Source organism: Quadrisphaera sp. DSM 44207, from assembly GCF_900101335.1.
Lineage (GTDB): Bacteria > Actinomycetota > Actinomycetes > Actinomycetales > Quadrisphaeraceae > DSM-44207.
On sequence record NZ_FNKA01000003.1, the window covers coordinates 573918 to 597439 of the forward strand.

A 23522-nucleotide genomic window follows, 5' to 3' on the forward strand; every position below is an offset into this window, starting at 1 on the left:
GTGATTACACGTCTCGAGATTGACGGCTTCAAGTCGTTTGCGGACTTCTCGGTAGATCTCCCTCCCTTCGTGGCTATTGTCGGGCCGAACGCCAGCGGCAAGTCGAACATCTTCGATGCCATGGCCTTTTTGGAGCGCGTCGTTAGTTCTCCGGTGGCCGAGGCGCTCGCACGGGGCAGGGGGGAGCCGGTGGAGCAGTTCCGGCTTCGGGGCGATGGCTCGCGTGTCCGGGCGATGCGCTTCTCGGTGGACCTATTAGTCGAAAAGCGCGTGGACGATGACTTCGGCACCTCGGCGGAAGTCACCCACACTCGGCTCCGGTATCGAATCGACATCGAGCAAAGATTAGATGAGCGTGGCGTGGAACGCCCGTTCATCGCTGAGGAGAGCATCCGGCCCATCCCCAAGGGTGAGGACGTCGCTATGCAGGGCGTTACCCGTTCATTCGCAGACGAACACCTCCTCTACCGTGCCAGTCAGTGGAAGATTCTTGAGACGGAGACGAGGGAGGACGGCAGGCGCGTCTTCAGCCTCAAGGGAGCCCGGCCTGGCGGCGGTCCGGGGCGAAACCGCGAGATCCCCGCGCAGCAAGCCGTCTCCTCTGTACTGACCAGTGTGACGACCGCTATTGAGTTTCCCTTTCTGTATGCCGTAAGACGCGAGATTCTCAGTTGGCGCTTCCTGCAGCTTGAGCCGTCCGCCTTGCGTCAGCCGTCCGTGGCGGGTGCCCCCGTCGACCATCTCGACACCAGCGGGCGCAACCTTGCCTGGGTGCTGGAGACGGTCCGTCAAGCGCAGGAGGCGGCCGGTGGAGCCGGTCTCGACACGTTGGCCGCCGACCTCGCCCGAGTGATCACCGGCTTTCGCTCCATCGCGGTCAGGCCCAATGAAGCGCGCGGTCAGTGGGAGCTGGAGCTCCACAGCCGCGAGGAAGGTGCATTCAGCGCACGGGTCGCCTCAGACGGGACACTGCGGCTACTTGCGCTACTCACGGCGCTGTATGAGCCGGACCGTCCAGGTGTCCTCTGTTTAGAAGAGCCGGAGAACGGCATCAACCCGCGCCGCCTCACCGCGATGCTGGCGGTACTGCGGCAGTTGGTCACCGACCCCCACGAGGCAGAAGGTGGCTCGGGAGGACTAGTCCAGCTCATCGTCTCGAGCCACTCACCGCTGCTGCCGTTGAGGATGGAACCGGACGAGCTGCTCGTGGTTGACACAGTGAGCCTCGTGGAGGACGGGGTTGGTGCGAGCAGGATCACCCGTGCTCGCCGCATCGTCCGTAACAGGGAGCAGATGGAGTTGGGCGACGGCGCAGACTGGTCCCCGCTGCCTCCGCACCAGCGAGAGAGGCTCTCGGGTATTACACCGGAGGATGGCGAGCGGATCGTCGACGCCGGATGAGGACAGGTGTGATGGTCGTCTACGGCGAGGGCCCGTCCGACCCGGACTTCTTCCCTCCAGTCCTGAGCCGAAGCCTCGAGGCGCTCCTGTTCGATCATGTTCAAGCGTCGTCATCGATGGACCTACGAGTCAATCTGGTGCCTAACGGGCAAGAGCCGCGGGGAGCGCGCATTGCCGCCGCTGTGCAGAAGGACCACCCCGATGCTGTCATCGTCGCCTTGCATTTTGACGCCACTGCTAACCCGAATCGGCAGCGTCGCCAGGTCTTCGACCCGGTCGAGGCAGAGTGGCCGGCAGGCCCTGGTACACCGGTCCTCGTGCCGCTCGCTCCCCGCCGGGAGATGGAGGCGTGGGCGCTTGCCGACCTCGATACTTTGCGGGGGGTAGTCGGTGTGCGACTCGATACCTCGACGGTCTTCGAGGGTCACCTTCTCGGCTCGGCTGAACAACTGAGCGAGCCGAAGCGCACTCTTGCAGAGTTGGTGGCCCAAGCCGTCCGACCCCGCAGACGCGCTCCTCGAGCAGCGGACTATTTGCCGTACATCGCAGAGAACTTGCCGCTGAGTTCCTTGCGGCGCCTACCCTCTTTCCAAGCCTTCGAGGAGTCGCTCGTGCACGCACTGACTGAGCTGGGGTGGACTAGCTATGCATGAGGGCGCCACGACTGATGCTCGCCGGCATGGCTTAGTCCCTTACAAGGATGCCGTGGCCCGCTACGACCCCGTCGTCGGCCTCGAGGTGCACGTGGAGCTGTCCACGGTGACCAAGATGTTCAGCGGCGCCCCCACCGCCTTCGGCGCCGCGCCGAACACCCAGGTGGACCCGGTCAGCCTCGGCCTGCCCGGCGCGCTGCCGGTGCTCAACGAGAAGGCGCTGGAGTCCGCCGTCCGGATCGGGCTGGCGCTGAACTGCACGATCGCCGCGCGGTGCCGGTTCGCGCGCAAGAACTACTTCTACCCGGACATGCCGAAGAACTTCCAGACCAGCCAGTACGACGAGCCGATCGCCTTCGACGGCTGGCTGGACGTCGAGGTGCCGGCCTGCGAGGACGGCAGCCGGCCCGCGTTCGTCCACCGCGTGGAGGTCGAGCGGGCGCACATGGAGGAGGACACCGGCAAGTCGCTGCACGTCGGCGGCTCCACCGGGCGCATCCACGGCGCCGAGCACTCCCTCGTGGACTACAACCGCGCCGGCATCCCGCTCGTCGAGATCGTCACCCGCCCGATCACCGGCGCCGGGGACCGCGCCCCGGAGGTGGCGCGCGCGTACGTGGCGACGCTGCGCGACCTGCTGCGGGCCCTGGACGTCTCCGACGTGAAGATGGAGCAGGGGTCGCTGCGCTGCGACGTCAACCTCTCCCTGCGCCCCTCCCCGCACGCCCCGCTGGGCACCCGCACCGAGACGAAGAACGTCAACTCCCTGCGCTCGGTGGAGCGCGCGGTGCGCCACGAGGTCTCCCGCCAGGCGGCGCTGCTGGACGCCGGCGCGCGGGTGGTGCAGGAGACGCGCCACTGGCACGAGGACACCGGCCTGACCACCTCCGGGCGGGAGAAGTCCGACGCGGAGGACTACCGCTACTTCCCCGAGCCGGACCTCGTGCTGGTCGCGCCCGACCCGGCGTGGGTGGAGCGGCTGCGCGCCGCGCTGCCCGAGCCGCCCGCGGCGCGCCGGCGCCGGCTGCAGGAGGCGTGGGGCCTGAGCGACCTGGACCTGCGCGACGTGCTCAACGCCGGCGCGCTGGACCTCGTGGAGGCCACCACGGCCGCCGGCGCCTCCGCGGCGAGCGCCCGCAAGTGGTGGACCGGGGAGCTGGCCCGGCACGCCAAGGCCCGCGGCACCGGCCTCGCCGACCTGCCCGTCACCCCGCACCAGGTCGCCGAGCTGCAGGCCCTCGTCGACGGCGGGCGCCTGTCCGACAAGCTCGCGCGCCAGGTCCTCGAGCACGTGCTCGCCGGGCAGGGCGACCCGGCCGCCGTCGTCGAGGCGCGCGGCCTCGGCGTCGTCAGCGACGAGGGAGCGCTCGTGGCGGCCGTCGACGAGGCGCTCGCGGCGTCCCCGGACGTCGCGGAGAAGATCCGCGGCGGCAAGGTCGCCGCGGCCGGCGCCGTCGTCGGGGCCGTGATGAGGGCCACGCGCGGGCAGGCGGACGCCGCCCGGGTGCGCGAGATCGTGCTGGAGCGCGTGGGCGCCGGCGCGTGAGCCGCTCGTGACGCGCACCGGCCTCCCGGCCGGTCCCGCTCCGTGAGGGGTCGCGTCCGCGGTGCCGCACCGGGCTGCGCCGCTGCGCGGCCGTGGCACCCTTCGTCCACCGCGTGATCTCGCAGCGCGCCGCTGCGCCGGCTTGGAAGGACGACCCCGTCGTGGCCCGTCGCGACCCCTTCGCCCCCGTCGTGAACGACCGCTTCGCGCGGCAGCTGCGCGCCATGGCCGACCCGGGGCCGTCCCCCGCGGCCGTGCCGGTCTCCTCCGCCTCGGCGCCGGTGACCCGGTTCTCCGACGGGGTCGAGCGCGTCAACCTGGGGTCGAACAACTACCTCGGCCTGACCACCGACCCGCAGGTGGTGGCGGGCGCGCAGGCCGCCCTGGACCGCTACGGCACGGGCGCCTGCGGCTCGCGGATGCTCAACGGCACGACGGACCTGCACCTGGCCCTCGAGGCCGAGCTCGCGGACTTCTACGGCGTCGAGGCGGCGGTGGTGACCACCAGCGGCTTCACGGCCAACCTCGCGCTGCTCTCCTCGGTGGGCCGTCCGGGGGACGCCCTCCTGGTGGACTCCCAGGCCCACGCGTCCCTGCAGATGGGTGCCGGGGCGTCCCGGGCGGCGCTCGTGCGCTGGCGCCACAACGACCTGGACGCCCTGCGCGCCGAGCTCGAGGCCGTCGACCCCGCGGCGGGGGTGGTCGTCGTCGTGGACGGCGTCTACTCCATGCACGGCGGGACCGCGCCGCTGCCGCGGATCGCCGCGCTGTGCCGGGACGCCGGCGCGCGGCTGGTCGTCGACGAGGCGCACGGCATCGGCGTGCTGGGGGAGCGCGGCCGGGGCGCCGCGGAGGCCGCGGGCGTGCTGGACTCCGTGGACGCCGTGACGGTGACGCTGAGCAAGGCGCTCGGCTCGTGCGGGGGCGCGGTGCTGACCGGTGCCGCCGTGGCCGAGGGCCTGCGGGGGGCGGCCAGGCCGTACGTGTTCGCCACCTCGAACGTGCCGGCCTCCCTGGGCGCCTCGCTCGCCGCGCTGCGCGTGCTGCGCGCCGACCCGGAGCGCCCGCGGCGCGTCCGGGCGCTGGCGGGCCTGCTGCGGCGCGAGCTGGAGCTCGCGGGCGTGCCGACCCTGCCCGGGGAGGCCGCCGTCGTGGCCGTCCCCGGAGGCTCGACGCAGGACACGCTGGCGGCCTGGCGCGCCGTCTTCGCGCGCGGCGTGTACGTCAACGCGGTCATCCACCCCGCCGTGCCCCGGGGCGAGGGGCTGCTGCGGCTGTCCGTGATGGCCACCCACGACGAGCGGCTCGTCGAGCGGGCCGTGGCAGCGGTCGCGGACGGCGTGCGGGCGGCGAGGGAGCGTCGCGTCGCGGTGCTCCCCGACGAGCGGGCCCCCGCCCTGCGCTGATGGGGGAGCCGCGTGCCGCGCCGGACGTCAAGGCGGGCAGCTCGGGGACCGATGGTCCCGAGGTGCCTCCCGTCGTCGCCGTGCGCTCGCTGCGCGCCATGTCCGTCGCCACGACGCTGTCCGGGATCTCCGGCGCGTCCGTGACCGTGGTGCTCGGCGTGAACGGGTCCGTCCACGCGTTCTGGGTCGGGGCCCTGCTCTCGGCGGTGCTGGCGGTCGGCGGCGGGCTCGTCCTGGTCCGGCGCTCCGGCTACGGGGGGCAGCGCTCCGCGGTGCGCGCCGCCATGGGGGCCGCGGGGCTCGTGTGGGGCGCGGGCCAGGCGCTCGTGGGCCTGAGGGCCCTGGCGGCGCCCGGCGCACCGGTCGTGGCCGGGCTCGGGGAGGTCGTGTGCACCGCCGCGGGCCCGCTGGCCCTGGCCAGCCTCCTGTCCTTCCCCCGGCCCGCCGGACCCGCCGGCCGGCGCTGGCGGCTGGCGCTGGACGCCCTCGTGATCGCCGCCGCCGGTGCGGCCCTGCTCTGGCAGACCGTGTACCGGCAGATCGAGATGACCGCCTCGCCGTGGCTGGTGGTCGCCGTGCTGCTGGCGGACCTGTCCATCCTGGCCCTCGGCCTGCAGGTCTCCCTCGCGGGGCTGGACAGGGGGGTCCTGCTGGCCGCGGTGGGCCTCAGCCTCTTCGCCGTCGGCGACCTGGACGCCACGCGGGCCGTCGTCCAGCCCGGCGGCACGTGGCCGTGGCAGGCCGCTGCCGCCGCCTGCCTCGCCTGGCCCCTCGTCGCGGCGGGACTGCTCCTGGCGGGGGCGGGGCCCGCGGGCCCCGCGGCGCTGCGCCGGATCTCGCCCGAGGCGCGCACCGGCATCCCCGCCACCGTCGTGGTGCTGGGCCTGGGCGCGGCCCTGTGGGTGTCCGCGAGCGCCGACGAGGACGGCCTCGACAGGACGGGAGCCGCCCTCGTCGTCGTGCTCATCGTCCTCTTCGGCGTCCGCGAGGCGCTGCTGCAGCGCCAGCGCCTGGCGCTGGTGCGCTCGCTGACCGACCAGGCCGAGCGCGACTTCCTCACCGGGCTGGGCAACCGGCGGGCGCTGAGCGCGCGGATGGAGGCCCTGGCGCGCCGTCCCGAGCGCTCCAGCGTCGTGGTGATCGACCTCGACGGCTTCAAGGACGTCAACGACCGCGTCGGCCACGCGGCGGGGGACCAGCTCCTCGTCGAGGCCGCCGCGGCGATGCGCGACCACCTGCCGGCCGGCTGGCGCTGCTACCGGCTCGGCGGTGACGAGTTCGCCGCCACCGGGCCCGGCTGCGTCGTCGCCGCGGCCGACGTCGCCGCGGGCCTGCTCACCGCCCTGCGCAGCGCCGCCGTCGCCGTGGACGGCGTCGCGCAGGTCGTCGTCTCCGCCAGCGCGGGCGTCGCCGCGCTGCCCGCCGAGGGCGCCGGGGAGCCCCTGGCCGCGCTGTCGGAGGCGAGCACCGCCCTGCAGGAGGCCAAGCGCGGCGGGCGCGACCGCGTGGTGGTGCACTCCGACGAGGTCGCCGCCACCGCCCGCCGGCGCGCCCTGGTGGGCCGCCGGCTGCGCGAGGCGCTGGCCGAGGACTCCCTGGACGCCCTCCTGCAGCCGGTGGTGGACATCCGCACCGGCGGCGTCGTCGGCTTCGAGGTGCTCTCGCGGTGGACCGACGCCGAGCTGGGCGTCGTCCCCCCGGACGAGTTCGTCCCGGTCGCCGAGCAGAACGGCCTCGTCGTGCAGCTGGGCGGCGCCGTGCTGCGCCGCGGCCTGGCCGGCCTGTGCGGCGCCGGCGGGGTCGAGCGGGGGCTGCGGCTGTCCGTCAACGCCTCGCCCCTGGAGCTGCGCAACCCCGGCTACGTCGCGGCCGTCCTCGGCGCCCTGCACGAGGCCGGCGTGCCCTGCCACCTGCTCGTCGTCGAGGTCACCGAGGCCGTCTACGTCACGCGCGAGGACCCGGCCGTCGCGACGCTGGAGGCGCTGGCCGCCGAGGGCGTGCGGATCGCGGTGGACGACTTCGGCACCGGGTACTCCTCGCTGTCCTACCTCGGGCGCCTGCCGGTGCACCTGGTCAAGGTCGACCGCTCCCTGACGGAGCAGCTCGCGCAGACCCGCACCCGCGCCGTGGTCGAGGCGCTCGTGCGCCTCAGCCGGGCCCTCGACCTCGTCGTCGTCGCCGAGGGCGTGGAGGAGCGCTGGCAGGCCGAGGCGCTGCTCGACCTCGGCGTCGGCCTGGGGCAGGGGTGGCTGTGGTCGCCCGGCGTGCCGGCCGGGGAGGCCGGGCGGCTGCTCGACGGCCGCGCCGGCGGCCGCGTCGGCGGACCCGCCCTGCGCTGACCAGGCCGCTCAGCCGACCGGCCCGCGCAGCGCGGCGACGCAGACGGCGTCCCCGGTTTCGGCCAGCCCGCTCGGGGACGCCTCGCGCGACGACCGCACCAGCACCGGGTCGGTCGAGCGCGCGCGGTCCTCCGCCGAGCCGAGGAGGCCCTCCACGAGCGGCCAGCCGCAGCCGGCGAGCACCGCGAGGGCGCACGCGAGCGCCGCGGCGGGCACGATGAGCGGGTGACCGTCCTCGTGACGCTGCCCGACCAGGACTGGCTGGAGGCCGTCCACCCCCTGCCGCCGGGCGTGAGCGCCCGCGTGTGGGACGTCGACTCCCCGCCGCGCGAGGCGCTGGGGGAGGACGCGGGGCGGGTGCGCGCCGTCGTCCTGCCCTACTCGCGGCCCGCCGGCGCCCTGGGGAGCCTGGCGGACCTGCCCGCGCTCTCGCTCGTGCAGTCGCTGAGCGCGGGGGTCGACGACCTCGCCGAGCGGCTGCCCGGCGGCGTCGCGCTCGCCAACGCGGCGGGCGTGCACGACGCCTCGACGGCGGAGCTCGCCGTCGGCCTGGCCCTCGCCTCCCTGCGCGGCATCGACGACGCCGTGCGCGACGCGGAGCAGGCGAGCTGGCGGCCCGGGTGGCACCGGTCGCTGGCGGACCGGCGGGTGCTGGTGCTCGGCGCCGGGCGCATCGGCACGGCCGTCGCGGACCGCCTGGCCCCGTTCGAGGTCGACCTCGTGCGCGTGGCCAGCCGCGCGCGCACCGACGAGCGCGGCGTCGTCCACGGCGTCGAGGAGCTGCCGCAGCTGCTGCCCGGCGCGGAGGTCGTCGTGGTCGTCCTGCCGCTGACGCCGAGCACGCGCGGTCTCGTCGACGCCGCCTTCCTCGCCGCGATGCCGGACGGCGCGCTGCTGGTCAACGTCGGCCGCGGCCCCCTCGTGGACACCGCGGCCCTGCTCGCGGAGCTGCGCCGGCACCGGCTGCGGGCGGCCCTGGACGTCGTCGACCCCGAGCCCCTGCCGGGCGACCACCCGCTGTGGGGCGCGCCCGGCCTGGTCCTCACCCCGCACCTGGGTGGCACGACCAGCGCCATGCGCCCGCGGGCCGTGGCGCTGCTGCGCCGCCAGCTGCAGCGCCTCGGCGCGGGGGAGGAGCCGGTCAACCTCGTCGGGTGAGCCGGGGCCCTCCGGGGAAGGGGCGCGCCGCGGGGGCGCTGGCCGCCCGACCGTAGGATCGGGGCCATGACGACCGTCCTGCCCGGTCCCGGGGCCGGCACCGCTGCCGGCGCCGGCGCCGGAGGAACCACCCCCGACCTGAAGCCCCGCAGCCGCGCCGTCACCGACGGCCTGGAGAGCACCGCGGCCCGCGGCATGCTGCGCGCCGTCGGCATGGGCGACGAGGACTGGGAGAAGCCCCAGATCGGCGTGGCGTCGTCCTGGAACGAGATCACCCCCTGCAACCTGCCGCTGGACCGCCTCGCCAAGGCGGTCAAGGAGGGCGTGCACGCGGCGAGGGGCTTCCCGATGGAGTTCGGGACCATCTCCGTCTCCGACGGCATCTCCATGGGCCACGAGGGCATGCACTTCTCCCTCGTCTCGCGCGAGGTCATCGCCGACAGCGTCGAGACCGTGATGCAGGCCGAGCGCCTGGACGGGTCGGTGCTGCTGGCCGGGTGCGACAAGTCCCTGCCCGGCATGCTCATGGCGGCCGCCCGCCTGGACCTCGCGAGCGTCTTCCTCTACGCCGGGTCGATCCTGCCGGGGGTCGCGACGATGTCCGACGGCACCGAGCGCGAGGTCACCCTCATCGACGCCTTCGAGGCCGTCGGCGCCTGCGCGCGCGGGCTGATGAGCCGCGAGGACGTCGACGCCATCGAGCGCGCCGTGTGCCCGAGCGAGGGCGCCTGCGGCGGCATGTACACGGCCAACACCATGGCCAGCGCCGCGGAGGCGCTGGGCATGTCGCTGCCCGGCTCGGCCGCGCCGCCGGCCACCGACCGCGTGCGCGACGGCTACGCGCGTCGGTCCGGGCAGGCCGTGGTCGACCTGCTCGCCAAGGGCACCACCGCGCGCGACATCATGACCAAGGAGGCGTTCGAGAACGCCGTGTCCGTGGTCATGGCCCTCGGCGGCTCCACCAACGCCGTCCTGCACCTGCTCGCCATCGCCCACGAGGCGGAGGTCGACCTCGCCCTCGCCGACTTCGACCGCATCGGCAGCCGGGTGCCGCACCTGGCCGACGTCAAGCCGTTCGGGCGCCACGTGATGGCCGACGTGCACCGCGTCGGCGGCATCCCCGTGGTGATGAAGGCCCTCCTCGACGCCGGGCTCCTGCACGGGGACTGCCTGACCGTCACCGGCCGCACGGTGGCCGAGAACCTGGAGCGGATCGCGCCGCCGGACCCGGACGGCGCCGTGCTGCGGGCCCTGGCCGACCCCATCCACCGCACCGGCGGCATCACGATCCTGCACGGCTCGCTCGCCCCCGGCGGCGCGGTGGTCAAGAGCGCCGGCTTCGAGACGGACGTCTTCGAGGGCACCGCGCGCGTCTTCGAGCGCGAGCGCGCCGCGATGGACGCCCTCGAGGACGGCACGATCGCCCCCGGGGACGTCGTCGTCATCCGCTACGAGGGCCCCAAGGGCGGCCCCGGCATGCGCGAGATGCTCGCCATCACCGGCGCCATCAAGGGCGCGGGCCTGGGCAGGGACGTCCTGCTGCTCACCGACGGACGCTTCTCGGGCGGGACCACGGGCCTGTGCGTGGGGCACGTGGCCCCCGAGGCGGTGGACGGCGGCCCGATCGCGCTCGTGCGCGACGGGGACCGGATCCGCCTCGACGTGGCGACCAAGCGCCTCGACGTGCTCGTCGACGAGGCCGAGCTGGCCCTGCGCGCGGCGGACTTCGCGCCGCTGCCGCCGCGCTACACCCGCGGGGTGCTCGCCAAGTACGCCAAGCTCGTCGGCCCCGCCTCCGGCGGCGCGGTCTGCGACTGACGGCGCCGCGCCGGTGCCCGGCCCCGCGGACGCCGTCTCACGCCGTGAGACGCGGCGTCCGCGGGGCTGACACCGGCGCGGGCCGGGTCTACCCTGCAGGCGTGGGCACCCTCCAGGTAGTAGCGGCGCGGCGCGCAGGCTGACGCCGTCGTCCGACGAGCCCGCCCCGCGCCCGACCCTCCAGCGCCTCCCGGCCGGAGGGTCTTCGCATGTCCGGAGCCGGACGCCCCCACCGCAGCACGCACCACACCCCACCGCACCCCGTGGCCCCTCAGGAGGAGCCGATGAGCAGCGCAGGAGCTGAGAAGCCGTCCGGAGCCGAGGGCGAGCGGATGACCGGGGCGAGCAGCCTCGTCCGCTCCCTCGAGCACGCCGGCGCCGAGGTCGTGTTCGGCCTCCCGGGCGGGGCGATCCTGCCCACCTACGACCCGCTGCTCGACAGCCCGTCCCTGCGCCACGTGCTGGTGCGCCACGAGCAGGGCGCCGGGCACGCCGCGCAGGGCTACGCCGCCGCCACCGGGCGCGTGGGGGTGTGCATGGCCACCTCGGGGCCGGGCGCGACGAACCTGGTCACGGCCATCGCCGACGCGCACATGGACTCGGTGCCGATGGTGGCCGTCACGGGCCAGGTCTCCAGCAGCGCGATCGGCACGGACGCCTTCCAGGAGGCGGACATCCTCGGCGTCACCATGCCGATCACGAAGCACAACTACCTCGTGACGGACCCGGCGGACATCCCGCGCGTGGTCGCCGAGGCGTTCCACATCGCCTCCACGGGCCGGCCGGGCCCGGTGCTGGTCGACGTCACCAAGGACGCCCAGCAGGCGATGACGACGTTCTCGTGGCCGCCCGCGCTCGACCTGCCGGGCTACCGGCCCGTGACCCGCCCGCACGGCAAGCAGGTGCGCGAGGCCGCCAAGCTGCTCGCCGGCGCGCGCCGCCCCGTGCTCTACGTCGGCGGCGGCGTGGTCCGGGCCGGCGCCAGCCCGCAGCTGCGCCAGCTCGTCGACCTCTCCGGCGCCCCGGCCGTGACGACGCTCATGGCCCGCGGGGCCCTGCCCGACTCCCACCCGGCCAACCTCGGCATGCCCGGCATGCACGGCACGGTCGCGGCGGTGACGGCGCTGCAGAAGGCCGACCTCATCGTCAGCCTCGGCGCCCGCTTCGACGACCGCGTCACCGGTCAGCTGTCCACCTTCGCCCCGAACGCGGCGATCGTGCACGCGGACATCGACCCCGCGGAGATCGGCAAGAACCGGCGGGCGGACGTTCCGATCGTCGGGGACGCCCGCGAGGTGATCGCCGACCTCGTCGTCGCGCTGCGGGCCGAGCACGCCGCCGGCGTCCAGGCCGACCTGACGGAGTGGTGGCGCCAGCTCGACGCCCTGCGGCGCACCTACCCGCTCGGCTTCGACGAGCCGGACGACGGCACGCTGGCCCCGCAGCGGGTGATCCAGCGCCTGGGCGAGATCGCCGGGCCGGACGCCATCTACGCCTCCGGCGTCGGCCAGCACCAGATGTGGGCGGCGCAGTTCGTCAGGTACGAGAAGCCCGGCACGTGGCTGAACTCCGGCGGCCTGGGCACCATGGGCTACGCCGTCCCGGCGGCCATGGGCGCCAAGGTGGGCGTGCCCGACGCGACCGTGTGGGCGATCGACGGCGACGGCTGCTTCCAGATGACGAACCAGGAGCTGGCCACCTGCGCCCTGAACGACATCCCGATCAAGGTCGCGGTGATCAACAACTCCAGCCTCGGGATGGTCCGCCAGTGGCAGACCCTCTTCTACGAGGGCCGCTACTCCAACACCGACCTGCACACCGGCGCCGCGGTCGAGCTGGGCCGGCGGATCCCGGACTTCGTCAAGCTCGCCGACGCCTACGGCTGCGTCGGGCTGCGCTGCGAGGACCCGGCGGACCTCGACGCCGTCATCGACAAGGCGATGTCGGTGGACGACCGCCCCGTGGTCGTCGACTTCGTCGTCCACCGCGACGCGATGGTGTGGCCGATGGTCGCCGCCGGGGTGAGCAACGACGCGATCCAGTACGCGCGCGGGCTGACCCCGGTGTGGGACCGCGACGAGTCCACCAGCCTGGAGAACGACGTCGAGCGCGAGCGCGACGCCGACCCGAGCGTCCCGACGGGGCAGAGCTGGTGAGCCGGCACACGCTGTCGGTCCTCGTCGAGAACAAGCCCGCGGTCCTCACGCGCGTGGCGGCCCTGTTCGCCCGCCGCGGCTTCAACATCCACTCCCTGGCGGTGGGCCCGACCGAGCACGCGGACCTCTCGCGCATCACGGTCGTCGTCGACGTCGAGGCGCTGCCGCTGGAGCAGGTGACGAAGCAGCTGAACAAGCTCGTCAACGTGCTCAAGGTCGTCGAGCTGGAGGAGGCCTCCTCGGTCCAGCGCGAGCTGCTGCTGGTCAAGGTGCGCGCCGACGCGGCCGCGCGCGGGCAGGTGGTCGACGTGGTCTCCCTCTTCCGGGCGCACGTCGTCGACGTCGCGCCGGAGGCCCTCACGATCGAGGCGATCGGGGTGCCCGAGAAGAACGAGGCGCTGCTGCGGGTGCTGGAGCCCTTCGGCATCCGTGAGATCGTCCAGTCCGGCGTGGTCGCGCTGGGCCGGGGGAGCCGCTCGATCGCCGACCGGGCGCTGCGCAGCGCCTGACCCGCCCCACCCGCGCGACCTCGTGATCATGCACGTCCCGACCAGGTGAAGGAGAGCCCGACCGTGGCCCAGATGTACTACGACGACGACGCCGACCTGTCGATCATCCAGGGGCGCAAGGTCGCCGTCCTCGGCTACGGCAGCCAGGGGCACGCGCACGCGCTGAGCCTGCGCGACTCCGGCGTCGACGTCCGCGTCGGCCTGGCCGAGGGCAGCCGCAGCCGGCAGAAGGCCGAGTCCGAGGGCCTGCGCGTGGTGACCCCCGCGGAGGCCTCGGCCGAGGCGGACGTGATCATGGTGCTCGTGCCGGACCACGTGGCCCGGCACGTGTACGCGGAGGCGGTCGAGCCGAACCTCAGCGACGGCAAGGCCCTGCTCTTCGGGCACGGCTTCAACATCCGCTTCGGCTACGTGAAGCCCCCGGCGGGCGTGGACGTCGCCATGGTCGCCCCCAAGGGCCCCGGCCACCTCGTGCGCCGCGAGTACTCCGAGGGCCGCGGCGTGCCGGTCATCGTCGCGGTCGAGCAGGACGCGAGCGGGGACGCGTGGCCGCTGACCCTCTCCTACGCGAAGGCGATCGGCGGCCTGCGCGCCGGCGGGATCCGCACCACGTTCACCGAGGAGACCGAGACCGACCTCTTCGGGGAGCAGGCGGTGCTGTGCGGCGGCGCCTCGGCGCTGGTGCAGGCCGGGTTCGAGACCCTGACCGAGGCCGGCTACCAGCCGGAGGTCGCCTACTTCGAGTGCCTGCACGAGCTGAAGCTCATCGTCGACCTCATGTACGAGGGCGGCCTGTCGAAGATGCGGTGGAGCGTCTCGGACACCGCGGAGTACGGCGACTACGTCTCCGGCCCGCGCGTCATCGACGCCTCCGTCAAGGCGCGGATGAAGGACGTGCTCTCCGACATCCAGGACGGCACCTTCGCCCGCCGGTTCATCGAGGACCAGGACGCCGGCGCCCCGGAGTTCTCGCGCCTGCGCCAGGAGCAGGAGGGCCACCCGATCGAGGCCACCGGCCGCGAGCTGCGCAAGCTCATGAGCTGGGTGGAGCGCTCCGACACCGACTACGTCGAGGGCTCCGCCGCCCGCTGACCCCCGACGTCGCCGCGGCCCCGTCGTCCGCCGCGCGCGGACGGCGGGGCCGTGGTCGTCCTGCGCCGCACCGCCCCCAGCCGTGGTCGCCGGACAGGAGCAGGAGGCACCCCGTGGACGTTCCCGAGTTCTGGCAGCTCGCCCGTGCGCGCGCCGGCCTCGGCCGGCTCGCCGCGGTGGCGGGCGAGACGCCGTCCTCGGCGGTGCCGCCGCCGGCGTGGGCGTTCGGGCGGGACGCCGAGCAGGCGGACGAGCTGCTCGCGCTCGTCCTCGCCGGGCGCAAGACCGCCACGGCGTCGGCGCTGGTCGAGCACGCCGCCGAGGACGAGCCGCTCCCGCGGACGGGTGACCTGTCGATCGTGCTGGACGGCGCGGGCGAGCCCCGGGCCCTCGTCCGCACCACCGACGTGCGCGTCGTCCGCTTCGCCGACGTGGACGCCGCGCACGCGGCGGCCGAGGGGGAGGGGCCGGCGACGCCGGCCTCCTGGCGCGCCGACCACGCGGCGTTCTGGGCCGACGCGGTGAGCGCCGCGGGGCTGGCCTCCGTGGACGACCTCGACGTGGTCCTCGAGCGCTTCGAGCTGCTGCACCCGCGCCCGCACGCGCGTGCGGGCGCGGGTGCAGCAGGCCGGTGAGCGCCTAGGACCGCTCGGCGGGACATCGGCGGGGACCTCGGCGGGGATGTTGACCATCCAGGTGGTGCCGAAGCGGTCGGTGAGCAGACCGAAGACGTCCCCCCAGGGCGCCGCCTCCAGCGGCACGTGCACCGCGCCGCCCTCGGACAGCCCGTCCCAGTAGCCGCGCAGCCGGGGCGCGTCGTCCGCGCTGTCGCCCGACAGCGAGATCGAGACCCCCTTCTGGCCGGTGTGCTCCGTGCTGTTCGGGGTGTCGGCGCCCATGAAGACCAGGCCGTCGCCGGCGTCGAGCTGGCTGTGCATGATCTTGTCCTGCTCGGTCGGGTCCTCGCTGGCGTGGAAGTCGCCGAACGTCGACACCACCAGCTCCCCGCCGAAGACGGACCGGTAGAACTCCATCGCCTGCCGGGCGTCGTCGCGGAAGCTGAGGTAGGGGTTGAGAGCGACGGACACGGCGGTTCCTCCTCCAGTGGGTGTGAGGGTGCAGACCGCCGCGGCGACGCGGAATCATCGGTGCTGGATGATCGGTGCCGTGAGCCTGCCGACCAAGGACTGCGCCGTCTGCGGCCGCACGATCACGTGGCGCAAGAGGTGGGAGCGCGACTGGGACGCCGTCCGGTACTGCTCCGCCGCCTGCCGCCGCCGGGCCGGCAGCGCGCGGGCGCGGTCGGTGGACGCCGAGCTGGAGTCCGCGCTGGAGGCGCTGCTCGACGCGCGCGCGGTCACGTCGTCGGCGTGCCCGAGCGAGGCCGCGCGCGCCGTGGGCGGCGAGGGCTGGCGCGAGCTGATGGAGCCGGCGCGGGCCGCGGCACGGCGGATGGTCGCCGCCGGGCGCGCCGAGATCACCCAGCGCGGCGCGGTGGTGGACCCGAGCACCGCCCGCGGGCCGGTGCGGGTGCGCCGGCCTGCGGGGTGGAGCGCCCGCGCCTGACCCGCCGCCGCACCACCGGCGGCCGAGCGCCTACCGCTTCCGCCTGACCTCGCCGTAGTGGAGCGCGGCCCACACCCCGACGACCGCGAGCAGCAGGACCAGACCGATCGGCACCCACAGGACGGTGTCCATGGCGCTCCCCTCCGAGGGGGCGCCACGCCAGCGGGTTCCCGCGCCCGGGCCCAGGACCGCGCACCGGTCCCCGTGGCGGTGGGGACGGAGGGGGCGCTACTGCGCCTTCGGGCGCCAGACGAGCACGGGGCAGGGGGCGGAGTGCTGCACGCGCTGGGCGGTGGACCCGAGCAGCACGGTCTGGGTCAGCCCGGCGCTGCCGCTGGCCACGACGATGAGGTCGGCCGACAGCTCCTCGGCCGCCCGCACGATCTCGGCGGCCGCGGAGCCGCTGCGCACCTGCCGGTGCACGCTCGCGCCCCACTCCTCGAACTCGCCACCGACGACCCGGGTGGCGACCTCGGCCTCCTCGCGGAAGCTCAGGCTCGTGGGGTCCTGCACCGCCTGGTCCGGCGGCCTCAGCTCGTTGATGAAGGGCACGGCGGCCAGCGGGCTGACCACCGCGACGACGGTGACGTCGTCGATCTTCTCGGGTCCGGCGAAGGACTTCAGCTGGCGGGCGGCCTCCAGCGAGGCGTGCGAGCCGTCGGTGGCGATGACGACGTGCACGCTCACAGCTCCTCGGCCGCGGTGGTCGGGTCGCGGTCGATGCGCCCGGGGCGCCGCCCGCGGCTGAAGTACTGGACCAGGAAGAGCACCAGGCCCACGGCGAGCAGCCCGGCCACCCACAGCAGCGCCGCGGGGTCGTCGACGACGATGTAGACGAGCAGCACCGCGTTGCCGAGGATCCCGAGGTAGAGCAGGGGCGTGCTGGCGCGGAACGTGTCCGGGCCCTCGTCCTGCCCGCGCAGCTTCAGCGCGGAGACGATCACCAGCGCATAGATGAACACGAGGAAGACCACGGTCACGGTGGCCAGGCGGCCGACGACGTCCTCACCGCTGGCGGCGTTGATGACCGAGCCGATGACCAGCAGCCCGGCCACGACGAGGAGGCCGAACGCCAGCGCGGCGGTCGGGCTGCGGCGCGTGGGGTGCACGCGGGCGAAGACGCGCGGGACGACGTCCACGCGCCCCATGCCGTAGAGGATGCGCGACTGCGCCACGAGCGAGACCAGGGTGGTGTTGGTGATCGCGACCATGGCGATGAGCGAGAAGACGATGATCATGATGCCGACCGGCACCGGGAGGACGCCGGCGCGCACGACCTCCAGCAGGGCCGCGTCCGCGCCCGCGAGGACGTCCACCGGCACGACCAGGGCGGCGGTCATGGCGACGAGGACGTAGATGGCGCCCGCCGCGAGCATGCCCCCGACCAGCGCCCGCGGGAACGTCCGCGCCGGGTCGACGGTCTCCTCGGCGACGTTGGCGGCGTTCTCGAAGCCCGTCATGGCGAAGAAGGAGAGGGCGACGCCGGCGATGATCGCGAAGATCGTGTTCTGGTCGCCGGTGTTGAACTGCGTCAGGACGCCGAAGTCCGCGTCGCCGCGGGCCACGTGGACGATGCCGATGAGCAGGACGATCGCCAGGCCGGTGACCTCGACGAACGTCATGACCATGTTGGCGATGACCGACTCGGTGATGCCGATGTAGTTGACGATCGTCAGGAGCGTGACGAAGACCAGCGTGACCAGCAGCGGGGGCGGCAGCTCGAAGACGGACCCGAAGTAGCGGGCGAAGCCGCTGGCCAGGGAGCCGGAGGCGGCGAAGAGGGCCGACAGCGTGCAGATGGTGATGAAGAACGTCAGCACGGGGTTGCGGAACGCCTTGTTGACGTAGAGGGAGGCCCCGGCGGCCTGCGGGTACTTCGTCACCAGCTCCGCGTACGCGAGCCCGGTGATCGCCGCGACCGCCACCCCCACGGCGAACGCGATCCAGAAGGCCCCGCCCACGGCCCCGGCGACGAGGCCGATGAGCACGTAGATGCCCGAGCCGAGCACGTCGCCCAGCACGTAGAAGAACAGCAGGCGGCCGGTGATCGACCGCTTGAGCTCGGGCGGGTCGGCGCGTCCGGTGTCCTCGGCAGTGGCCACGGCCCCTTCCTACTCCTCTCGGGGCGCCCGCGCCGCTGCAGAGGTGTGACAGGTGTGGACGAGCCCGGCTCCGGACCCGGCCTCGGACCCCGCCTCGGACCCGGCTCAGACCCCGTGCTCGACGGGCAGCTCGCCGCGGGCGACGGCCGCGACGAGGGCGGCGTGGTCGCGCTCGGTCTGGTCGGCGTAGGCGCGCGCGAAGGCGCACAGGGCCGCGTCGGCGGCCTCGGAGCGGCCGAGGTACCCGGCGATCATGGACGCTCCGGAGGTGCGCGCGTGGCCCTTGGCGAGCAGGCGCCCGCAGATGCCGGCGTAGTCGGCCAGGGCCGCGGCGTCGATGCCGTCGAGGACGACGCTGCCCTTCATGTTCCGGAACTGGCGCACGTAGTACTGGCGCTCCCCGACGCTCGTCCAGCCCAGCAGCGGGTCGGAGGCGGTCTGCAGGTCCTGCTGGTACTCCACCACCCGCTGGCCCTGGTGGGCGTGCCAGGCGGAGTCGCCGTGCACGAACGGCGCGACCACCGAGCGCCGCGCCTGCTTGAGCTGGAGGAAGACGACGTCGTCCTCGCTGCTGCCCTCCAGCAGCGCCACGTAGGCGCGCAGGCCCACGCTGCCCACGCCGACGACCTTGTGGGCGACGTCCACGAGCGTGTACCCGCCGAGCACGCGGGCCCAGTGCGGCGACAGGGTGCGCAGGTAGTCGTCGAGGGCGTCGGCGAGCAGGTCGGCGTCGTCCGGCTCGGGGCGGGTGATCAGCGGGGGTTCCTCGACGATGCGGCGCGCGCCGTCGCGCCGCTCGGTGAAGCGGGGGAGCGCCCGGTCGCTCGTGCGCCGCTGGGCGCGGGCGGCCGAGCGCTCGATCTCCCGGCGCAGGCCCGGGTCGGAGGCGGTGGCGGTCAGGCGGTCCAGGTCCAGGCCCTCGAAGGAGCGCTCCAGCAGCGGCCGGGCGGACAGGTCCCGCAGGTGGCGGCGGTAGGCCCCCACCGCGGACGCCGTCGCCGCCTCGCACGCGTCCTCGCCCATCGAGGCGCCCCGGCCGGCGACCCAGATGCTGGCCGCGAGCCGGCGCAGGTCCCACTCCCAGGGCCCCGGGTGGGCCTCGTCGAAGTCGTTGAGGTCGAGCACGAGGTCGCGCGAGGGGGAGCCGTAGAAGCCGATGTTGCCCACGTGCGCGTCGCCGCAGATGACGGGCGTGATGCCGGTGGCGGACAGGGAGGAGGAGTCCTCGGCCATGACGCCGGCGGCGCCGCGCAGGAACCCGTACGGGGAGGCCGCCATGCGCCCCACCCGCACCGGCACCAGCCGCTCCAGGCGGCCCTCGTGCGCTGCGCGCACCTGGGCCACGACGTCGCGCCGGTCGGCCGGCGGCTCCCAGCGCGCCAGGGAGGCGCGCGGCACCCGCTCCCGCAGCGCCTTGCCGAGCGCGTACCGCTGCGCGCGGGGCACGGGGCGCTCGCGCAGCGAGCCGTAGGCGCTGGGGTCGGCCTGCGGCAGGACGACGTGGCCCCGGGCCGGGCCGGAGGTGCTGGTCACGGCGCACACGCTCCCACGGGCGGAGCGCCGCGCGCGCCGGGCTACGACGCGGTCGGGCCGGCCTGGTGGACGACCTCGAACTCCAGCAGGCTCGCGCCGGTGGCGACCGGGCGCGCCCGCTCCCCGGCGTGGGCCTCGCGGGCCCCGCCGCCCGACCACGCCCGGAACGCCTCGTCCGACTCCCACCGGGTGTAGACGAAGTAGCGGGACTCGCCCGCCACCGGGCGCAGCAGCTCGAAGCCCAGGAACCCCGGCGTCCCCTCGACGGCGCCGAGCCGGGCGGCGAAGCGCCGCTCCAGCTCCTCGCCGCCGCCGGGCGGGACGTCGATGGCGTTGATCTTCACGACGGCCATCGCGCCAGCCTGGCACGCACCGCCGGCCCCCGCCCGCCCCGCCCTGGCTAGGCTCGCCGCCCATGACGACCCCCGCCAGTGCCCCCGACGCCCTGCGCCTCGCCGTCGTGGCGGGGGACGGGATCGGACCGGAGGTGGTGGCGGAGGGCCTGAAGGTGCTCGCGGCCGCGACGGCGCCGGAGGGCACCCGCGTGGAGACCACCGACTACGACCTCGGCGCGCGCCGCTGGCGCGCCACCGGCGAGACCCTGCCGGACGGCGTGCTGGAGGAGGTGCGCGCCTGCGACGCGATCCTGCTCGGCGCGATCGGGGACCCGGGCGTGCCGAGCGGCGTCCTCGAGCGCGGCCTGCTGCTGCGGCTGCGCTTCGAGCTCGACCACTACGTCAACCTGCGCCCCGGCCGCCTCTACCCGGGCGTGCGCTCGCCGCTGGCCGACCCCGGCGACGTCGACTTCGTCGTCGTGCGCGAGGGCACCGAGGGCCCCTACACCGGCAACGGCGGGTCGATCCGCACCGGCACGCCCCACGAGATCGCCACCGAGGTCAGCCTCAACACCGCCTTCGGCGTCGAGCGCGTCGTCCGCGACGCCTTCGCCCGCGCCGCCGCGCGCCCGCGCAGGAAGCTCACCCTGGTGCACAAGCACAACGTCCTCACCCACGCCGGGCACCTGTGGCGGCGCACCGTGGAGGCGGTGGGCGCCGAGCACCCGGACGTGACCGTCGACTACCTGCACGTGGACGCCGCGACGATCTTCCTGGTCACGGACCCGGCGCGCTTCGACGTGGTCGTCACCGACAACCTCTTCGGCGACATCGTCACCGACCTGGCCGCCGCCGTGTGCGGGGGCATCGGGCTCGCGGCCTCCGGCAGCATCAACCCCGACCGCACCGCGCCGAGCATGTTCGAGCCGGTGCACGGCTCGGCCCCCGACATCGCCGGGCAGGGCGTCGCCGACCCCACCGCCACCGTGCTCTCCGTGGCGCTGCTGCTGGAGCACGTGGGCCTGAGCGCCGCGGCCCGGCGCGTGGAGGCCGCCGTCGCCGCCGACCTGGCCGAGCGCGGCGGCGCGCGCCGCCGCACCGGCGAGGTCGGGGACGCCATCGCCTCGCGCCTGGCCTGACGCCCCGGTCGGCTACGGTTCCGCGCATGAGCGCCCCGCTGGTCTTCGAGCACCGGGCCAACCCGGCCCCGCTGCCCGCCGAGGAGCGGGCGCGGGTGCTCGCGGCGCCCGGCTTCGGCCGGCACTTCACCGACCACATGGTGCGCGCCACCTGGACGGCGGAGGACGGCTGGCACGACGCCCGGGTGGAGGCCTACGGCCCCCTGCAGCTGGACCCGAGCGCCGCCGTCCTGCACTACGCGCAGGAGGTCTTCGAGGGCCTGAAGGCCTACCGCTGGGAGGACGGGTCGGTCTGGTCCTTCCGCCCCCGGGCCAACGCCGCCCGCCTCGCGCGCTCGGCGCGGCGCCTGGCCCTGCCCGAGCTGTCCGAGGCCGACTTCCTCGCCTCCCTGCACGCCCTCGTCGAGGCGGACGCCGCGTGGGTGCCCAGCGGCGGGGAGACGAGCCTGTACCTGCGCCCCTTCATGTTCGCCTCCGAGGCCTTCCTCGGCGTGCGGGCCGCCGCGCGCGTGGACTACCTCGTCATCGCCTCCCCGGCGGGCTCGTACTTCACCGGCGGGCTGAAGCCGGTCTCGATCTGGCTCTCGCGCGACCACGCGCGCGCGGCCCCGGGCGGCCTCGGCGCGGCCAAGACCGGCGGCAACTACGCGGCCAGCCTGCTCCCCCAGCAGCAGGCCGCCGAGCACGGCTGCGAGCAGGTGTGCTTCCTCGACGCCGCCGAGCGCACGTGGGTGGAGGAGCTGGGCGGCATGAACGTCTACTTCGTCCACGCCGACGGCACCCTCGTCACGCCCGCGCTGACCGGCACCATCCTCGAGGGCGTCACGCGCGACGCGATCCTGCAGCTGGCGGGCGAGGTGGGCCTGCGCCCGGTCGAGCGCCGCGTCTCGGTGCAGGAGTGGAAGGACGGCGCCGCCTCCGGGGAGATCACCGAGGTCTTCGCGTGCGGCACCGCGGCCGTCGTCACCCCGATCGGGCGCCTCGTGGACGGCGAGGAGGAGGTCGTCCCGCGCGGCGGCGCCGAGGCCGGCGAGGTCACCGAGCGGATCCGCGCGGCCCTGCTCGACGTCCAGCACGGCCGCGCGCAGGACCGCCACGGCTGGATGCACCGCCTCCTCTGAGGCGAGCACCGCGCGAGAGCAGGACGAGATGAGCGCGCCCGCCCCCGGGGACCCGGCGGTCCACGTCTACGACACCACCCTGCGCGACGGCGCCCAGCAGGAGGGCCTGTCGCTGTCGGTCGCGGACAAGCTGGCCATCGCCCGCCACCTCGACGAGCTCGGCGTGCACTTCGTCGAGGGCGGCTGGCCCGGGGCGAACCCGAAGGACACCGAGTTCTTCGCGCGCGCCGCCGCGGAGCTGACCTGGCGCTCCGCCCAGCTGGCCGCCTTCGGCGCCACCCGGCGCCCCGGTGTCCGCGCCGCCGACGACCCGCAGGTGCGCGCCCTGCTCGACGCCGCCACGCCCGTGGTCACCCTCGTGGCGAAGAGCCACTCGCGGCACGTGGAGCTGGCCCTGCGCACCACGTGCGCCGAGAACCTCGCCATGGTCACCGACACGGTCGCCCTCCTCGTCGCCGAGGGCCGGCGGGTCTTCGTCGACGCCGAGCACTTCTTCGACGGCCACCGCGCCGACCCGGCGTACGCCCGCGAGGTCGTCCTGGCGGCCGCCGGCGCCGGCGCCGAGGTCGTCGTCCTGTGCGACACCAACGGCGGGATGCTCCCGCACCAGGTCTCCGCGGCCGTCGCCGACGTCCTGGCCGCCACCGGGGCCCGCCTCGGCATCCACGCCCACAACGACAGCGGCTGCGCCGTCGCGAACAGCCTCGCCGCGGTGCAGGCGGGCGCCAGCCACGTGCAGGGGTGCGTCAACGGCTACGGCGAGCGCACCGGCAACGCCGACCTCGTCACGGTCGTCGCCGACCTGGTGCTCAAGCTCGACCAGCCCGTGCTCGACCGCCGGCACCTGCGGGAGGCCACGCGCGTCGCGCACCAGATCAGCGAGATCACCAACGTCGCGCCCTACGCCCGGGCGCCCTACGTCGGGGCCAGCGCCTTCGCGCACAAGGCGGGCCTGCACGCCTCCGCGATCCGCGTCGACCCCGACCTGTACCAGCACACCGACCCCACGGCCGTCGGCAACGACATGCGCATGCTCGTCTCCGACATGGCCGGGCGCGCCAGCATCGAGCTCAAGGGCCGCGAGCTGGGCGTCGACCTGGCCGGCCGCGACGACGTGCTGGCCCGCACCACCGCCCGCGTCAAGGAGCTGGAGCAGCAGGGCTGGACCTTCGAGGCCGCCGACGCCTCCTTCGAGCTGCTGCTGCGCGAGGAGCTGGAGGGTGCCCGGCCCTCCTGGTTCGAGGTGGAGAGCTGGCGCGCCCTCACCGAGCACGGCCGCGGCAGCGGGCCCACCTCGGAGGCGACGGTCAAGCTCGTGGCCGGCGGGGCGCGGGTGGTCTGCACCGGGGAGGGCAACGGCCCCGTCAACGCCCTGGACGCCGCGCTGCGCCAGGCGCTGCTGCCGATCTACCCCGAGCTGGCGGAGCTGGAGCTGACCGACTTCCGGGTGCGCATCCTCGACGCCGACCAGGGCACCGACGCGACCACGCGCGTGCTCATCGACACCACCGACGGCCAGTCCACGTGGACGACGGTCGGGGTGGCGCCCAACCTCGTCGAGGCCTCCTGGCAGGCGCTCGTCGACAGCCTGGGCTACGGCCTGCTGCGCGCGGGCGTCCAGCCGCGCTGAGGCTCGACAGGGCCGAAA

The 23522-nt window shown here is 74.7% G+C and carries 20 protein-coding genes and 1 pseudogene; 15 read left to right on the forward strand and 6 right to left on the reverse strand.

The window, feature by feature from the left end; genetic code table 11:
• From BLS82_RS13030 to BLS82_RS13050, 5 genes are all read left to right on the forward strand, one after another.
• On the forward strand, nt 1-1401 hold the full coding sequence (locus BLS82_RS13030) for an AAA family ATPase (RefSeq protein WP_176819093.1): 1401 nt from the start codon (nt 1-3) through the stop codon (nt 1399-1401).
• Nucleotides 1402-1409: 8 nt separating this feature from the next.
• Nucleotides 1410-2054, forward strand: a complete 645-nt coding sequence (locus BLS82_RS13035) for a DUF4276 family protein (RefSeq protein ID WP_176819094.1) — start codon at nt 1410-1412, stop codon at nt 2052-2054.
• A complete protein-coding gene (gatB, locus tag BLS82_RS13040; RefSeq protein ID WP_092866579.1) occupies nt 2047-3600 on the forward strand; it encodes an Asp-tRNA(Asn)/Glu-tRNA(Gln) amidotransferase subunit GatB in 1554 nt (517 codons plus the stop codon). The genes BLS82_RS13035 and gatB overlap by 8 nt, the downstream gene beginning before the upstream one ends.
• Nucleotides 3601-3692: 92 nt before the next feature.
• Entirely contained in the window at nt 3693-5006 is a 1314-nt protein-coding gene (locus BLS82_RS13045) for an aminotransferase class I/II-fold pyridoxal phosphate-dependent enzyme (RefSeq protein WP_176819095.1), read from the forward strand.
• Between the two features lie 62 nt (nt 5007-5068).
• A complete protein-coding gene (locus BLS82_RS13050; RefSeq protein WP_143028861.1) occupies nt 5069-7345 on the forward strand; it encodes a putative bifunctional diguanylate cyclase/phosphodiesterase in 2277 nt (758 codons plus the stop codon).
• Between the two features lie 9 nt (nt 7346-7354).
• Here BLS82_RS13050 and BLS82_RS13055 read toward each other — a convergent pair whose 3' ends face one another.
• Nucleotides 7355-7561 (reverse strand): hypothetical protein, encoded by a 207-nt coding sequence (locus tag BLS82_RS13055; protein WP_092866588.1) that lies wholly within the window; start codon nt 7559-7561, stop codon nt 7355-7357.
• Nucleotides 7562-7570: 9 nt separating this feature from the next.
• Between BLS82_RS13055 and BLS82_RS13060 the strand changes: the two genes are divergently transcribed.
• From BLS82_RS13060 to BLS82_RS15815, 6 genes are all read left to right on the forward strand, one after another.
• A complete protein-coding gene (locus BLS82_RS13060) occupies nt 7571-8503 on the forward strand; it encodes a 2-hydroxyacid dehydrogenase (RefSeq protein ID WP_218123892.1) in 933 nt (310 codons plus the stop codon).
• Between the two features lie 66 nt (nt 8504-8569).
• Nucleotides 8570-10321, forward strand: coding sequence for a dihydroxy-acid dehydratase (ilvD, locus tag BLS82_RS13065; protein WP_092866591.1), 1752 nt, complete (start codon nt 8570-8572; stop codon nt 10319-10321).
• A 284-nt stretch (nt 10322-10605) separates the two neighbouring features.
• Nucleotides 10606-12477, forward strand: coding sequence for an acetolactate synthase large subunit (locus tag BLS82_RS13070; protein WP_218123893.1), 1872 nt, complete (start codon nt 10606-10608; stop codon nt 12475-12477).
• Complete coding sequence (ilvN, locus tag BLS82_RS13075) at nt 12474-12986, forward strand: acetolactate synthase small subunit (protein WP_092866597.1); 513 nt, start codon at nt 12474-12476, stop codon at nt 12984-12986. Before BLS82_RS13070 ends, ilvN begins: the two co-directional genes overlap by 4 nt.
• A 63-nt stretch (nt 12987-13049) precedes the next feature.
• Nucleotides 13050-14078: a ketol-acid reductoisomerase gene (gene ilvC, locus BLS82_RS13080; RefSeq protein WP_092867048.1), complete on the forward strand. Its 1029-nt coding sequence runs from the start codon at nt 13050-13052 to the stop codon at nt 14076-14078.
• A 113-nt stretch (nt 14079-14191) separates the two neighbouring features.
• On the forward strand, nt 14192-14713 hold the full coding sequence (locus BLS82_RS15815; protein WP_092866600.1) for an ASCH domain-containing protein: 522 nt from the start codon (nt 14192-14194) through the stop codon (nt 14711-14713).
• A 36-nt stretch (nt 14714-14749) separates the two neighbouring features.
• Here the strand turns inward: BLS82_RS15815 and BLS82_RS16820 are convergent.
• Nucleotides 14750-15166, reverse strand: a pseudogene (locus tag BLS82_RS16820) (VOC family protein); the annotation flags it as partial.
• A 67-nt stretch (nt 15167-15233) separates the two neighbouring features.
• Here BLS82_RS16820 and BLS82_RS13095 point away from each other — a divergent pair.
• Entirely contained in the window at nt 15234-15644 is a 411-nt protein-coding gene (locus BLS82_RS13095; protein WP_092866603.1) for a DUF2256 and DUF3253 domain-containing protein, read from the forward strand.
• Between the two features lie 228 nt (nt 15645-15872).
• On the opposite strand, the gene BLS82_RS13100 is transcribed toward BLS82_RS13095, so the two are convergent.
• The 4 genes from BLS82_RS13100 to BLS82_RS13115 form a co-directional block, all read right to left on the reverse strand.
• Nucleotides 15873-16325: a universal stress protein gene (locus BLS82_RS13100; protein ID WP_092866605.1), complete on the reverse strand. Its 453-nt coding sequence runs from the start codon at nt 16323-16325 to the stop codon at nt 15873-15875.
• A gap of 2 nt (nt 16326-16327) precedes the next feature.
• Entirely contained in the window at nt 16328-17746 is a 1419-nt protein-coding gene (locus BLS82_RS13105) for an APC family permease (RefSeq protein WP_092866608.1), read from the reverse strand.
• Nucleotides 17747-17851: 105 nt separating this feature from the next.
• Nucleotides 17852-19279, reverse strand: a complete 1428-nt coding sequence (locus tag BLS82_RS13110) for a DUF2252 domain-containing protein (RefSeq protein WP_092866611.1) — start codon at nt 19277-19279, stop codon at nt 17852-17854.
• A 41-nt stretch (nt 19280-19320) separates the two neighbouring features.
• The gene (locus BLS82_RS13115; protein ID WP_092866614.1) at nt 19321-19632 is read right to left on the reverse strand and encodes an antibiotic biosynthesis monooxygenase family protein; all 312 of its coding nucleotides are present in this window, start codon (nt 19630-19632) and stop codon (nt 19321-19323) included.
• Between the two features lie 62 nt (nt 19633-19694).
• Between BLS82_RS13115 and BLS82_RS13120 the strand changes: the two genes are divergently transcribed.
• Genes BLS82_RS13120 through cimA form a run of 3 tightly spaced genes read left to right on the forward strand, consistent with a single transcriptional unit; the run spans nt 19695 to nt 23504 of the window.
• Nucleotides 19695-20753, forward strand: coding sequence for a 3-isopropylmalate dehydrogenase (locus tag BLS82_RS13120; protein WP_092866617.1), 1059 nt, complete (start codon nt 19695-19697; stop codon nt 20751-20753).
• A 26-nt stretch (nt 20754-20779) separates the two neighbouring features.
• On the forward strand, nt 20780-21874 hold the full coding sequence (locus BLS82_RS13125; protein WP_092866620.1) for a branched-chain amino acid aminotransferase: 1095 nt from the start codon (nt 20780-20782) through the stop codon (nt 21872-21874).
• A gap of 28 nt (nt 21875-21902) precedes the next feature.
• Nucleotides 21903-23504 carry a citramalate synthase gene (gene cimA / locus BLS82_RS13130; RefSeq protein WP_092866623.1) on the forward strand — a complete coding sequence of 534 codons (1602 nt, stop codon included), beginning with the start codon at nt 21903-21905 and terminating at the stop codon, nt 23502-23504.
• Nucleotides 23505-23522: the final 18 nt, after the last annotated feature.

Bases quoted from the DNA above. Each gene is read 5' to 3' on its own strand.
- gatB (WP_092866579.1), top strand. From the start codon at position 2,047: ATGCATGAGGGCGCCACGACTGATGCTCGCCGGCATGGCTTAGTCCCT.
- ilvD (WP_092866591.1), top strand. From the start codon at position 8,570: ATGACGACCGTCCTGCCCGGTCCCGGGGCCGGCACCGCTGCCGGCGCC.
- BLS82_RS13070 (WP_218123893.1), top strand. From the start codon at position 10,606: ATGAGCAGCGCAGGAGCTGAGAAGCCGTCCGGAGCCGAGGGCGAGCGG.
- BLS82_RS13095 (WP_092866603.1), top strand. From the start codon at position 15,234: ATGATCGGTGCCGTGAGCCTGCCGACCAAGGACTGCGCCGTCTGCGGC.
- BLS82_RS13115 (WP_092866614.1), bottom strand. From the start codon at position 19,632: ATGGCCGTCGTGAAGATCAACGCCATCGACGTCCCGCCCGGCGGCGGC.
- BLS82_RS13120 (WP_092866617.1), top strand. From the start codon at position 19,695: ATGACGACCCCCGCCAGTGCCCCCGACGCCCTGCGCCTCGCCGTCGTG.
- BLS82_RS13125 (WP_092866620.1), top strand. From the start codon at position 20,780: ATGAGCGCCCCGCTGGTCTTCGAGCACCGGGCCAACCCGGCCCCGCTG.
- cimA (WP_092866623.1), top strand. From the start codon at position 21,903: ATGAGCGCGCCCGCCCCCGGGGACCCGGCGGTCCACGTCTACGACACC.